The 13,618-nt window shown below is 60.4% G+C and carries 13 protein-coding genes; 10 read left to right on the top strand and 3 right to left on the bottom strand.

Annotated features, from left to right (window positions below):
• Window positions 1-12: 12 nt before the first annotated feature.
• Window positions 13-1,380 carry a CYTH domain-containing protein gene (locus KL786_RS26280; RefSeq protein WP_215519424.1) on the bottom strand — a complete coding sequence of 456 codons (1,368 nt, stop codon included), beginning with the start codon at window positions 1,378-1,380 and terminating at the stop codon, window positions 13-15.
• A 160-nt stretch (window positions 1,381-1,540) separates the two neighbouring features.
• On the opposite strand from KL786_RS26280, the gene argE reads away from it, so the two are divergent.
• Together argE and argA are read left to right on the top strand one after the other, a co-directional pair.
• Window positions 1,541-2,689 (top strand): acetylornithine deacetylase, encoded by a 1,149-nt coding sequence (gene argE, locus KL786_RS26275; RefSeq protein ID WP_032858931.1) that lies wholly within the window; start codon window positions 1,541-1,543, stop codon window positions 2,687-2,689.
• A 135-nt stretch (window positions 2,690-2,824) separates the two neighbouring features.
• Entirely contained in the window at window positions 2,825-4,123 is a 1,299-nt protein-coding gene (argA, locus tag KL786_RS26270; protein ID WP_032858930.1) for an amino-acid N-acetyltransferase, read from the top strand.
• Between the two features lie 133 nt (window positions 4,124-4,256).
• Here the strand turns inward: argA and tauA are convergent, their stop codons facing one another.
• The gene (gene tauA, locus KL786_RS26265; protein ID WP_215519423.1) at window positions 4,257-5,243 is read right to left on the bottom strand and encodes a taurine ABC transporter substrate-binding protein; all 987 of its coding nucleotides are present in this window, start codon (window positions 5,241-5,243) and stop codon (window positions 4,257-4,259) included.
• 369 nt (window positions 5,244-5,612) lie between these two features.
• Here tauA and KL786_RS26260 point away from each other — a divergent pair, with 369 nt between their 5' ends.
• The 8 genes from KL786_RS26260 (at window position 5,613) to KL786_RS26225 (ending at window position 12,761) form a co-directional block, all read left to right on the top strand.
• On the top strand, window positions 5,613-6,938 hold the full coding sequence (locus tag KL786_RS26260) for an OprD family outer membrane porin (RefSeq protein ID WP_065942338.1): 1,326 nt from the start codon (window positions 5,613-5,615) through the stop codon (window positions 6,936-6,938).
• A 176-nt stretch (window positions 6,939-7,114) separates the two neighbouring features.
• Window positions 7,115-7,753, top strand: coding sequence for a peroxiredoxin (locus KL786_RS26255; protein ID WP_215519422.1), 639 nt, complete (start codon window positions 7,115-7,117; stop codon window positions 7,751-7,753).
• A gap of 316 nt (window positions 7,754-8,069) precedes the next feature.
• Entirely contained in the window at window positions 8,070-8,663 is a 594-nt protein-coding gene (gene ssuE, locus KL786_RS26250; RefSeq protein ID WP_215519421.1) for an NADPH-dependent FMN reductase, read from the top strand.
• A 110-nt stretch (window positions 8,664-8,773) separates the two neighbouring features.
• Complete coding sequence (locus KL786_RS26245) at window positions 8,774-9,742, top strand: sulfonate ABC transporter substrate-binding protein (RefSeq protein WP_215519420.1); 969 nt, start codon at window positions 8,774-8,776, stop codon at window positions 9,740-9,742.
• A gap of 25 nt (window positions 9,743-9,767) precedes the next feature.
• Entirely contained in the window at window positions 9,768-10,916 is a 1,149-nt protein-coding gene (gene ssuD / locus KL786_RS26240; protein ID WP_215519419.1) for an FMNH2-dependent alkanesulfonate monooxygenase, read from the top strand.
• Window positions 10,917-10,925: 9 nt separating this feature from the next.
• Window positions 10,926-11,714 carry an aliphatic sulfonate ABC transporter permease SsuC gene (gene ssuC / locus KL786_RS26235; RefSeq protein ID WP_215519418.1) on the top strand — a complete coding sequence of 263 codons (789 nt, stop codon included), beginning with the start codon at window positions 10,926-10,928 and terminating at the stop codon, window positions 11,712-11,714.
• On the top strand, window positions 11,711-12,517 hold the full coding sequence (ssuB, locus tag KL786_RS26230) for an aliphatic sulfonates ABC transporter ATP-binding protein (RefSeq protein WP_215519417.1): 807 nt from the start codon (window positions 11,711-11,713) through the stop codon (window positions 12,515-12,517). Before ssuC ends, ssuB begins: the two co-directional genes overlap by 4 nt.
• Before the next feature lie 28 nt (window positions 12,518-12,545).
• Window positions 12,546-12,761: a TOBE domain-containing protein gene (locus tag KL786_RS26225; RefSeq protein WP_003213899.1), complete on the top strand. Its 216-nt coding sequence runs from the start codon at window positions 12,546-12,548 to the stop codon at window positions 12,759-12,761.
• Between the two features lie 115 nt (window positions 12,762-12,876).
• Here KL786_RS26225 and KL786_RS26220 read toward each other — a convergent pair whose 3' ends face one another.
• The gene (locus KL786_RS26220; protein WP_215519416.1) at window positions 12,877-13,503 is read right to left on the bottom strand and encodes a TetR/AcrR family transcriptional regulator; all 627 of its coding nucleotides are present in this window, start codon (window positions 13,501-13,503) and stop codon (window positions 12,877-12,879) included.
• Between the last annotated feature and the right edge of the window lie 115 nt (window positions 13,504-13,618).

Genomic DNA, 13,618 nt, shown 5'->3' with positions numbered 1-13,618 from the left:
GCGATAGCAATCTTACAGACGCAGCAAAGTCTTCCAGGCCCGGTTCTGATACACCGCAATCACCTGATGCATCCGCGCATCCAGCGACTCATCAGTGATCGGCAGGTTGGCCAGCGCGGCCAACTTGTTCAGCTCACCGTACAAACGATCCAGCTCCGCAATGTCCAGCAGGTGGCGGGCATGGTGCAGCCACGCCTGCAGGCGCTCGATGCGCGGCAGTTGCTCGGCCAGGTCTTCCGGCTGTTGTTGGTAGCGCGGCAGGCGCAGGGCGACGGCTTCGTCGGCCAGCAGGCGCGGCAGCCAGTTGGCGACCTGGGCGGCGCCCTGGCGGTTGCCGCGCACATTGCGATCCAGGGTCCAGGTGCGGGCCAGCAGCCAGCGCGAAGTGTTCAGTGAGAACAGGCCCCAGCGCACGTCGTCCAATTCTTCGATGAACTGCTCTGGCGCAGCCTTGCGCACGTCTTCATCCTCTTCGCCGGCCTGGACCAGTGGGCGCCAGTCTTCCAGCAGGGCGTCGAGGGCACTGCGCAGTTCGCTGCTGGATTGACGTGGCGCGGCCTGGCCGAGGCTGCCGATCAGGGCGCGCATTTCGGCGAGGTTTTCCACCCAGTCCTGCAGCAGGCGCCAGTGGCCGTTGAAACGGTACTGCTCGGCCAGGCGCTGGCTGCTGCCCAGCAGATGCCACATCAGCGCGGCGAAAACGTCATCCAGCGGCATTTGCGGTTGCAGTTGGGGGGCCGGCAGGCTCAGGGAGTAGCTGCTAGCGTCGAACAGGCGGTAGCCGCGTTCGGCCTTGCTGATATCGCACGGCATCAGGGCCAGGGTCTGGGCCAACTCGGCAGCCAGTTCCAGCAGGGCGGCAGGTTCGCCTTCGCGCAGTTCCAGTTCCAGCTCGCAGATCTCTTCCTTCTGCTTGCCGGCGATCACGTGGCCCAGGTCCAGGGCTGCTTCGATCACTACCTTGGCTTTGCCTCGGCCCCAGGCGATCTCGGCACGCTCACGGACGAAATCGGTGGTGAAGATCGGCTTGAGGGTCTTTTTGTCCAGTTCAGCCAACTGCTCGGGCCAGCATTCGCCGTCGAGTTTTTTCACGTCGAGCTTGGCCTTGGGCAGGTCCCAGTTGTACTCGTTACGTTCCGACAAGCCGGCGACGCTCTGGCCACGGGTCTTGAGGGTCTGGATCACGTCGTCGCCGTCCTTGCGCAGGCGCAGGGCAACCTTGGCTTGGGCCAGGTCGCGCTCGGGGGTGTCGAAGTACTGGTTCATCAACTCACGGCGTTCCCAGCCACTTTTATTGCGTTTTTTCAGGAGCGGGTGCTCGCGCAGCGCGGCGAGGGTCTCGCGGCTGACGCGGAGCTTGATTTCGGTTTCTTTTTGCATGGCCGGAACATCCAGGATCGGGAGTGCAGCCGGGGGAAAAGGTGGCTGCCAAGGTCGTGCAGTGTACAGGACTGAGCCCGGCAACGTGCCGCAACGGGTTTATTGTGTAGCGCAGATGGTTCTATGATGGGTTTCATCTGTGGAAGTTGAGAGACCGCGCATGCCTTTACCGTCCATGAAAGAACAATTTGCCGCACTGATTGCCGCGCCATCGGTCAGTTGCACCCAAGCGTCTCTCGACCAGACCAACCGCCCGGTGATCGACCTGCTCGCCAGCTGGTTGGGCGACCTGGGTTTCGCCTGCGATATCCAGCAGGTCAGCCCCGGCAAATTCAATCTATTGGCCAGCTTCGGCAGCGGCCCCGGTGGCCTGGTACTGGCGGGGCATAGCGATACCGTGCCTTACGATGAGGCGCTGTGGCAGACCGATCCTTTGAAATTGACGGAAGTGGATGGCCGTTGGGTAGGACTGGGTAGTTGCGACATGAAGGGTTTTTTCGCCCTGGCTATCGAAGCGGTCCTGCCACTGCTGGACCAACCGTTCAAGCAACCGCTGTTGATCCTCGCGACCTGTGATGAAGAAAGCTCCATGGCCGGCGCCCGCGCCCTGGCTGCGGCGGGCCGACCCCTGGGGCGCGCGGCGGTAATTGGCGAGCCCACGGGCCTCAAGCCGATCCGCCTGCACAAGGGGGTGATGATGGAGCGCATCGATATCCTCGGGCGCAGCGGTCATTCGTCGGACCCGAGCCTGGGCCACAGCGCTCTCGAAGCCATGCATGACGCCATGGGCGAACTACGCGGCCTGCGCCTGGCCTGGCAACGGGAGTACCGCAACCCACAATTCACGGTGCCCCAGCCGACCTTGAATTTTGGCTGTATCCACGGCGGCGATAACCCCAACCGGATTTGCGGCCAGTGCTCCCTGGAGTTCGACCTGCGGCCCTTGCCCGGCATGGACCCCCAGGTGTTGCGCGACGCCATCCGCCTGAAACTGCAGCCCATCGCCGAGCGCCATCAAGTAAAGATCGACTACGCGCCGTTGTTTCCCGAAGTGCCGCCCTTCGAGCAGCCTGAAGACGCCGAACTGGTGCGTGTCGCGGAACATTTGACCGGCCATCGTGCCGAAGCAGTAGCGTTCGGTACTGAAGCGCCTTATCTTCAGCGCCTTGGTTGCGAAACCCTGGTGCTCGGCCCTGGGGACATTGCCTGCGCCCACCAACCGGGCGAGTACCTTGAAATGTCACGCTTGACGCCTACAGTGCGTCTATTGCGGGAACTGATTGAACACTACTGCCTCAAGCCTGCATAAATTAACCCCATTGCATCCCGTACTTAAAAGGAGAGCGAGCGTGTCGCCAAGCCTGTTCCGACGATAACCATCAGCCCGCTGTGCGTTTAGCGATTCATCCTTTTTTGGCTGCTTTTTATTACAGGCCCAGGTTTTATGCCCGAATACGTCAATTGGCTTCGTCACGCTTCGCCCTACATCAATGCCCACCGTGACTGCACTTTTGTGGTCATGCTGCCGGGCGATGGTGTGGACCACCCGAACTTCGGCAATATCGTCCACGACCTGGTGCTGCTGCACAGCCTCGGTGTGCGCCTGGTGCTGGTGCATGGCTCGCGCCCGCAAATCGAGACCCGTCTGGCTGCCCGCGGCCTGACCCCGCATTACCACGATGGGATGCGCATCACCGATGCAGCGACCCTGGAGTGTGTGATCGACGCAGTGGGCCACCTGCGCATCGCCATTGAAGCGCGTTTGTCCATGGACATGGCGTCCTCGCCGATGCAGGGCTCGCGCCTGCGGGTGGCCAGTGGCAACCTGGTGACCGCGCGGCCGATCGGCGTGCTCGACGGCATCGACTACCACCACACCGGCGAAGTGCGCCGGGTCGACCGCAAGGGTATCAACCGCCTGCTGGACGAGCGCTCTATCGTCGTCCTGTCGCCGCTGGGCTATTCGCCGACCGGGGAGATTTTCAACCTGGCCTGTGAAGACGTGGCCACTCGCGCCGCCATCGACCTGGGCGCCGACAAGCTGCTGCTGTTTGGCGCCGACCTGGGCCTGATCGACGAAAATGGCCGGCTGGTGCGCGAACTGCGCCCGCAACAAGTGCCGGCGCACCTGCAACGCCTGGGCAACAACTACCAGGCCGAACTGCTGGATGCGGCGGCCGAGGCCTGTCGTGGGGGCGTGGGGCGCAGCCATATCGTCAGTTATGTCGAGGACGGTGCGCTGTTGACCGAACTCTTTACCCGGGACGGCGGCGGTACGCTGGTGGCTCAGGAACAGTTCGAACTGGTGCGCGAGGCGGCGATTGAAGACGTCGGCGGCTTGCTGGACCTGATCAGCCCGCTGGAAGAGCAGGGGATCCTTGTGCGTCGCTCACGGGAAGTGCTGGAGCGGGAAATCGAGCAGTTCAGCGTGGTGGAGCGCGAAGGCATGATCATCGCGTGCGCTGCGTTGTACCCGATTGCCGATTCCGACGCGGGTGAGCTGGCGTGCCTGGCGGTCAATCCGGAATATCGCCATGGCGGTCGCGGTGATGAGCTGCTGGAGCGCATCGAAACCCGCGCCCGCACCCAAGGCTTGAAGACGCTGTTCGTGCTGACGACTCGCACCGCCCACTGGTTCCGCGAGCGCGGGTTTGTGCCGAGCAGCGTGGATCGCCTACCGTCGGCACGGGCGTCGCTGTACAACTTCCAGCGTAATTCGAAGATCTTCGAAAAAACCCTGTAAACACGGTATTCGGTACACCCAATACCTAATGTGGGAGCGGGCTTGCTCGCGAAGGTAGTGTGTCAGTCAGCACATTTATTGACTGGCATACCGCCTTCGCGAGCAAGCCCGCTCCCACATTTTTTGTCCGTGTTTATTCCTGGATAAATTTGTCTGTCACAAACGCCGAATAGTCCGGCAGCACAGTTTCCACCTTGCCTTGTTCCTTGAGGAATTTGGCGGTCTCCCCAATGGCCTTGGCCGTTCCTCCATTAAGCAAGGCGTCGGTTTGCTGCGCCCGGGCATCGGGGAAGGTGCTGCCTTCCAGTAGTTCAGGGATATCTGCGGCGTTTGCGCCGGTCAGCCTGGCGATCTTCTGCACCGGCGCCGAATCCACCGTCCACTTAGCTTTATTGGCTGCGTAGTCGGCAAACGAATCCAGGGTGACCTTGGCAAACTTGGCCACGATCTCTGGATGCTTCTCGGCAAAATCCTTGCGTGCTACCCACACCTCAAACGTCGGCGCGCCCCATTGGCTCACCTGGGCCGCGTCGGTCAGGGTCTTGCCGGTCTTGCGGATTTCCCCCAGGGCGGGTGACCAGACAAATGCACCGTCGATATCCCCGCGTTTCCAGGCTGCGGCAATTTCGCCCGGTTGCAGGTTCACCACTTTGACCTGCTTTGTGTCCAGGCCCCAGTGTTTCAAGGCCCCGAGCAGGCTGTAGTGGGATGTGGAGACAAACGGCGTGGCGATGGTTTTGCCGATCAGGTCCTTGGGTGCGTCAATATGGCTGCCGTTACGCACTACCAAAGCTTCAGAACTATTGATCTGGGCCGATACGATGAACGCTACGATGGGTAGGTTACGGGATGCGGCCGCCGCCAACGGGCTGGAGCCGAGGTTGCCGATCTGTACATCGCCGGAGGCAATTGCGGTGACCACCTCCGGCCCACTGTTGAAGCGGCGCCAGTCGATTTTCTCGCCAATGGCCTGCTCATAAAGGCCGTCGGCCTGGGGCACTTTGCTCGGATCGATACCGGTTTGATAGCCGACGGTGAGGTTGGCCGCCTGCGCCCCAAAAGAAATTGTAAGGGATAGTAAAACTGTAACAAATTGACTAGAGGATGCGCGTTTGGCCATGATGGCGTCGCCTTTTTGATCGTGAGTGACGTGTGCAGGATTCTGTTCACACTAAACGATCTAAAAAATGGCTAACAAATACCCTTTAGGAATTAGCTTATAGAGCGATACCCCACTGCGGGTTGGTCGCTCCATGGAAAGTGTTATTCCTGAATAGTATGAAAAAGGACGAAATAATTCTTTTTGGGTGTATGAAAAACTCATTACCCTGCAGGGACCAAATCAACTGCGATTAGACGAAGGTAGTAGACACACAAGGTTACGATTGACTTGTCAGTCACGATCTGGCGCTAATCGCGCATCTGTGGATCGAGGGCGTCAGACCCGAGACCAAAGAACTACAAAAATTAGAAACGAGAGGAGCGGTACATGAAGAAGTCCACATTGGCGTTCGCCATCGCAGCTGGGGTTTTGGCTCAGCAAGCAGGCGCCGCTGGTTTTGTTGAAGACACCAAGGCATCCGTCAGTTCGCGGACCCTGTATTTTGATAACGATCAGCGTGAAGGTGGTTCTGACCAGCGCGAAACGGCCACCGGCCTGAAGTTCAACGTCCAGTCTGGTTTCACTGAAGGTACGGTTGGCTTTGGTATCGATGCCCAGGCATTGGTCGGCTTTCACCTGGACGGTGGCCGTGGTCACCACCCAGACAACAACTCCTTTGTTCCAAGCGACACCGACGGTTCGGCCGTGAGCAGCTGGAGCAGCGCGAGCGCCAACGTAAAGGCTCGCTTTTCCAAGACCGAGGCCCATCTGGGCGGGGCCCTGGCTCCGAACCTGCCGGTCGTGATCGCAAGCGATGGCCGTCTGCTGCCACAAACCTTTGAAGGCGGCACTGTCACCTCCAAAGAAATCGACAACGTGACGTTCAACGGCGGTCAACTTGAACACGCCACCGGCCGTGCTTCGAGCAACAGCACTGGCCTGTCGGTTGCAGGCGCCAGCCAGGAAAGCAACAAGTTCCGTTATGGCGGTGCTGACTGGAAGGTCACCAAAGACCTGACCTTGCAGTACTACTACGCCAACCTGGAAGACTTCTATAAGCAGCACTTCCTGGGTCTGGTTCACGTCTACCCGATCACCGAAGGCCAGTCGTTCAAAACCGACGTGCGCTACTTCGATAGCAGCTCCGACGGTAAGAACGGTCAGGCTGGCTACCAGTTCAACAACAATGGTGGTTACGCGAAGGACGCAGGCGAAGTTAATAACAAAACCTGGAGCGCCATGTTCACCTATAGCCTGGGTGGCAGTGCGTTCATGGTCGGTCACCAGCGTGTGAATGATGACGGCGGTTTCGTCTGGTTGAACCAGGGCGGTGTTGTCGACGGTAATGGCCGTAACGAAGGCGCTGGCGGTTCCAGCTTCTACCTCTTCACCGATAGCATGATCAACTCCTTCGTGCGTGCGGGTGAAAACACCACTTTCGGTCAGTACTCCTATGACTTCGCTGCATTGGGCGTTCCAGGTCTGAAAACCTCGATTGCTTACCTGCATGGCGACAACATCAAAGCCAAGAACGGCGGCAGCGACCAGTCCGAGTGGGAACGCGATATGCGTGTCGACTACACCATTCAGCAGGGCGCTCTGAAAGGCTTTGGCACCACACTGCGTCACGGTGTCTATCGCGGCAGCGGCACTGGCATCCAGGACCAAGACCAGACTCGTCTGATCTTCAACTACACTTACAGCTTCCTGTAAGAACCGTTGAGAAAAAAACCTCGCGCTAATCGCGAGGTTTTTTTTGCTCAGAAATTGGGCAATCAACGCAAGGCTGTATATTCTTTTATGGTCTAAATAAATCGATATTTATTCTTTTTAAATTAAATTCAAAGCAGGCACAGTGGGCTCCATAAGCACTCATCAGGAGCCACACCATGAGCCTCAGACTGGGCGATATCGCCCCCGACTTTGAACAGGATTCCAGCGCCGGCAAGATTCGTTTCCACGAGTGGCTGGGCGATAGCTGGGGCGTGTTGTTTTCCCACCCGGCGGACTTCACCCCGGTGTGCACCACCGAGCTGGGCTTCACCGCCAAGCTCAAGGACGAATTCGCCCAGCGCGGGGTCAAGGCCATTGCCCTGTCGGTAGACCCGGTGGACTCCCACCACAAATGGATCGAGGACATCAACGAAACCCAGAACACCGTCGTCAACTTCCCGATCCTGGCCGATGCCGACCGCAAGGTTTCGGACCTGTACGACCTGATCCACCCCAATGCCAACGACACGCTCACCGTGCGTTCGCTGTTCGTGATTGACCCGAACAAAAAGATTCGCCTGACCATCACCTACCCGGCCAGCACCGGGCGCAACTTCCACGAAATCCTGCGGGTCATCGACTCGTTGCAACTGACCGACAACTACAAGGTCGCCACCCCGGCCAACTGGCAGGATGGTGATGAGGTGGTGATCGTGCCGTCGCTCAAGGATGAGGATGAGATCAAGCAGCGCTTTCCCAAGGGCTATCGCGCGGTCAAGCCGTATCTGCGGCTCACGCCACAGCCCAACCGTTAACCCGAATCCAATGTGGGAGCGGGCTTGCTCGCGAATGCGGTGGATCAGTCAAATAAATGCTGAATGACACACCGCTTTCGCGAGCAAGCCCGCTCCCACAGGTTGATCGCATTTCAGTGCTCACATAGCAGGGGTTTTCAGGCCGTTTCGACGGCCTTTTTTTCGCCTGGCGAATGATTTTTCTCATATGCAATTTAAGAATAAACAAATGAATAAATAAGATTTATAGATATATAAATCTGCTGCTAAGGTCTGTTCCATCTTGGCGCCATCGCCGCACCGCGAACCGCCGACACTTGCTCAAGGAAACTCCCAGATGCTGGTCGTAACACTTGGTGGCAGTCCCAGCCAACGCTCCCGCTCAGGGGTGCTGCTGGATCATTCGCGGCGCTGGTTGCAGCAGCAAGGCGTGGAAGTGGTGAGTTATCAGATACGGGACTTCCCCGCCGAGGATTTGCTGTACGCACGCTTCGACAGCCCCCAGGTCCTCGACTTGCTGGCCCAGGTGGCCAATGCCGACGGTTTGCTGATCGCCACGCCGGTGTACAAGGCGTCGTTTTCCGGCGCGTTGAAAACCATCCTCGATCTGCTGCCGGAACGCGCCCTGGCCCACAAAGTGGTATTGCCCATGGCCACCGGCGGCAGTATCGCCCACATGCTGGCGGTGGATTACGCCTTGAAGCCTGTGCTGTCGGCGCTCAAGGCCCAGGAGTTGCTGCATGGGATTTTCGCCGAAGACAGCCAGATCGCCTACGGCGAAGGCAGTGCCCAGGCGCAGTTGGTGCCGATCCTTGAACAACGCTTGAGCGAAGCCCTGGAGCAGTTCTACAGCGCCATGGCCCGCCGCCCGCAACCGCTGGACCCCCATGTGTTGAATGAACGTTTGTTGAGTGCTCGCTGGAGCATCTAAGCCTCACCCGGATGTAAGCCACACCCTAATGTAAGAAACCCTCACCTTACTCAGCCGCCAACGGCCAAGCAGGTGCAGCCACAACCCTAATCGTCAATTTGGAGAGCGCCATGCGCACTGTCATCTTGCGTCGGGGCCTGGTCGCACTGTTTGCTGCGGCTGTGTCCTTCGGCGCCATTGTTCAAGCTCAAGCGGCCGAAACCCTGCGGATCGGTTATCAGAAATACGGCACCCTGGTGCTGCTCAAGGCCAAGGGCACCCTGGAAAAACGCCTGGCCGACCAGGGCGTGAACGTGCAGTGGACCGAGTTTCCCGGTGGCCCGCAGTTGCTCGAAGGGCTGAATGTCGGCTCCATCGACTTTGGCGTCACCGGCGAAACCCCACCGGTGTTCGCCCAGGCCGCCGGTGCCGATCTGCTCTACGTCGCCTACGAACCGCCAGCGCCGACCAGCGAGGCCATCCTGGTACCCAAGGACTCGCCGATCAAATCGGTGGCCGAGCTCAAGGGCAAGAAAGTCGTGCTCAACAAAGGCTCCAACGTGCATTACCTGCTGGTGCGCGCCCTGGAAGACGCCGGCCTGAAATACACCGACGTACAGGCCGTGTTCCTGCCGCCCGCCGACGCCCGTGCCGCCTTCGAACGTGGCAGTGTCGACGCCTGGGTCATCTGGGACCCGTACCAGGCGGCCGCCGAGCAACAACTGCAAGCGCGCACCCTGCGTGACGCCACCGGCATTGCCGATAACCACCAGTTCTACCTGGCCACCAAGCCTTACACCGAAAAACATCCGGATGTGATCAAGGCGCTGGTGGAAGAAGTACGCGCCGTGGGCGAATGGTCCAAGGCCAACCCCCAGGAAGTCACCGAACAAGTCGCCCCACTGCTTGGCCTGCCAGCTGACATCACCCTGACCTCGGTGAAACGCCAGGGCTACGGCGCGTTGTTCCTGACCCCGGAAGTGGTCGCCGCGCAGCAGAAAATCGCCGACACCTTCTACCAGCTCAAATTGATTCCCAAGCCCTTGAGCATCAAGGACGTGATCTGGACGCCGCCTGCGACCGTGGCCAAAGCGCCGTAATCCGATTTCTTCAGGAGACAACTCCATGAGCCTCAATATTTTCTGGTTCCTGCCTACCCACGGCGACGGCCATTACCTTGGCACCGCCGAAGGCGCTCGCGCCGTGGACCACGGTTATCTGCAGCAGGTCGCCCAGGCCGCTGATCGCCTGGGCTTTGGCGGGGTACTGATCCCCACCGGTCGTTCTTGCGAAGACTCGTGGCTGGTGGCCGCCTCGCTGATCCCGGTGACCCAGCGTCTGAAATTTTTGGTTGCCCTGCGCCCCGGGATCATTTCCCCGACGGTGGCCGCGCGTCAGGCCGCGACCCTGGACCGGCTGTCCGGCGGGCGGGCGCTGTTCAACCTGGTGACCGGCGGTGATCCAGAGGAACTGGCCGGCGACGGCCTGTTCCTCAGCCATGAGGAGCGCTACCAGGCCTCGGTGGAATTCACCCGTATCTGGCGGCGCGTGCTGGAAGGCGAAACCGTGGACTACGACGGCCAGCACATCAGCGTCAAAGGTGCCAAGTTGCTGTACCCACCGATCCAGCAGCCACGTCCGCCGCTGTATTTCGGCGGCTCTTCCGAAGCGGCCCAGGACCTGGCAGCCGAACAAGTGGAAATGGTCCTGACCTGGGGCGAACCACCAGCGGCAGTCGCGGAAAAAATCCAGCAGGTACGGGTCAAGGCGGCCAAGCTTGGGCGCACCGTGCGCTTCGGTATTCGCTTGCATGTGATCGTGCGTGAAACCAACGAGGAGGCATGGAAAGCCGCCGACAAACTGATCTCCCATCTGGACGACGACACCATCGCCCGTGCCCAGGCCTCGCTGGCGCGCTTTGATTCGGTGGGCCAGCAACGCATGGCCGCCTTGCATGGTGGCAGTCGCGACAACCTCGAAGTCAGCCCCAACCTGTGGGCCGGCGTCGGCCTGGTGCGCGGCGGTGCCGGCACGGCACTGGTAGGCGATGGGCCGACCGTGGCGGCGCGGGTCAAGGAATACGCGGACCTGGGCATCGACACCTTTATCTTCTCCGGTTATCCCCACCTGGAAGAGTCGTACCGGGTTGCGGAGTTGCTGTTCCCGCACCTGGATATCGAACGTCCCGAGCTGCCGAAAAGCGCCGGTTACGTCAGCCCGTTTGGCGAGATGGTGGCCAACGACATTCTTCCCAAAGCCGCGTCGCAGAGCTGAGGCGCCGTCATGAATAGTCAACGGATTCTGCATCGACTGGCGCCCTGGGCGCTGCCGATCCTGTTGCTGGCGGTGTGGCAGTTGTCGGTGTCGGCGGGTTGGTTGTCGACACGGATTTTGCCGGCGCCCAGCGCAGTGATTGCGGCTGGGGTACACCTGGTCAGCAGCGGTGAAATCTGGACCCACCTGGCCATCAGCGGCTGGCGCGCGGGCCTGGGTTTTGTGATCGGTGGCGGCATTGGCCTGGCCCTGGGGTTTATCACCGGCCTGTCGACATGGGGTGAACGCCTGTTGGACAGCTCGGTGCAGATGATTCGCAACGTGCCGCACCTGGCGCTGATCCCGCTGGTGATTTTGTGGTTCGGCATTGATGAGACGGCGAAGATTTTCCTGGTCGCCCTCGGCACGCTGTTTCCGATCTACCTCAATACGTATCACGGCATCCGCAACGTCGATCCGGCGCTGGTGGAGATGGCTCGCAGTTATGGCTTGTCCGGCTTCAGTCTGTTTCGTCAGGTGATCCTGCCGGGCGCGTTGCCGTCGATCCTGGTGGGTGTGCGCTTTGCCCTGGGCTTTATGTGGCTGACGCTGATCGTTGCAGAAACCATCTCTGCCAGCTCCGGCATCGGCTACCTGGCGATGAATGCCCGGGAGTTCCTGCAAACCGACGTGGTGGTGCTGGCGATTGTGCTGTACGCGGTGCTCGGCAAATTGGCGGACCTGGCGGCGCGTGGCCTGGAGCGGGTGTGGCTGCGCTGGCATCCGGCCTATCAAGTACACAAAGGAGGTGCGGCATGACCGCTCAACAACCTCCACGCCTACTGCGGGGCATTCCGTTAGCGGTGCGCAAGCTGCGCAAGGCGTTCGGCGCGCGGGAAGTCCTGCGCGAGATTGACCTGCACATTCCGGCGGGGCAGTTCGTGGCTGTAGTGGGCCGCAGTGGCTGTGGCAAAAGTACCTTGCTGCGCTTGCTGGCCGGCCTTGATAGCGCCAGCAGTGGCGAATTGCTTGCAGGCTCTGCACCGCTGAGTGAAGCACTCGAAGACACGCGGCTGATGTTCCAGGAAGCACGCCTGCTGCCGTGGAAAAAGATCATCGATAACGTCGGCCTGGGCCTTAAAGGCAACTGGCGGTCCCAGGCGCTTGAGGCGCTGGAAGCGGTCGGCCTGGCCGAGCGTGCCGATGAATGGCCGGCGGCGTTGTCCGGTGGCCAGAAACAACGGGTGGCCCTGGCCCGCGCCCTGATTCACCAGCCACGCCTGTTGCTGCTGGATGAACCCTTGGGTGCGCTGGATGCCCTGACCCGCATCGAGATGCAGCAACTGATCGAAAACCTGTGGCGCAAGCACGGTTTTACCGTGTTGCTGGTGACCCATGACGTCAGCGAAGCCGTGGCCATTGCCGATCGGGTAATCCTGATCGAAGACGGCGAAATCGGCCTCGATCTGCATGTGGAACTGCCACGCCCGCGGGTCCGCGGTTCCCATCGCCTGGCGGCCCTGGAAACCGAAGTGCTCAACCGTGTGCTGTCACTGCCCGGCACGCCGCCGGAGCCGGAACCTGTTTCACCGTTGCCTACGCAATTGCGGTGGGCTCAATAACTCACTTGTCCTACGAAGGAAGAACACCATGACTATCAAAGCGATCAACGTGCGTAACCAGTTCAAAGGCACCATCAAGGAAATCGTCGAAGGCGACGTGCTGTCGGAAATCGACGTGCAGACTGCGTCCGGCATCGTCACTTCGGTAATCACCACCCGCTCGGTGAAAGAGCTGGAGTTGGTGATTGGCAGTGAAGTGATTGCGTTTGTGAAGTCTACCGAGGTGTCGATCGCCAAGCTGTGATCGGCTTTCGACCGCTATCGCAGGCAAGCCAGCTCCCACATTTTTGAATGTATTCACAAATCAAAATGTGGGAGCGGGCTTGCTCGCGAAGAGGCCGGCCCAGTCACCACAACACTTATCGCTTAGGCAAAAACACCGGCAAATAAAGCCCCACATACGCATCAAACACCCGCATCCCTTCCTCCGCCATGCGCGGGGTGATCTGCCCATGCTGATGCACCGAGCGCGCGTACACGCGGTCGCTCAACTCCAGCGCCAGGGCAAACACGTCCACATCGGCCGGCAGCACCGGTACTTCAAAGTGGCGGTTGAACACGTGCAGCATCAAGTCCCCCAACTCCAGGTCGTGCTGGCGGTCGGCCTGGGTGACTTCGGTGAGGCCGTGCTGGGCGAGGATCAATTGCCGGGCGGCGGCGTCGTTGCTGTAGATGGTCAGCATGCGCAGCTCCACTACGCGCGACAGGTCGCGCCAAGTGTGCAGTTGATTGTGGTCGATGGGTGCTTGCAGCGCGGCGCGAAACGCGGCGTGTACGTCAGCTGTCAGCGCTTCGAGCAAGGCCGGTACGCTGGCGAAAAAGTGATACACCGACGACGGCGGAATCTGCGCCCGTTCGGCCACGCTGTAGATCGACAGGCTGGCCACGCCTTCGGCGGCCAGCAAGGTGCGGGCGGCGTCGAGGATCGCGTCGATCCGGGCCTGGCTGCGGGCACGGGGTTTGCGAGGGGCGGCGGGGCGGGTCATGGAAGTCTCCTACAGGGCAGCGGGCATTGTATGAGCAGCCGTCTGTGTTGTCTGCCAGGACGCCTTCGCGAGCAAGCCCGCTCCCACATTCTGGACTGCCCCCAAGAAGTTGGAC

It is taken from the genome of Pseudomonas sp. TAE6080 (genome assembly GCF_018732265.1).
In the GTDB taxonomy this organism is placed as follows: Bacteria; Pseudomonadota; Gammaproteobacteria; order Pseudomonadales; family Pseudomonadaceae; genus Aquipseudomonas; species Aquipseudomonas brenneri.
Note: the sequence above shows the minus strand (reverse complement) of the source record. Positions and strands in the feature narration are given on the sequence as shown.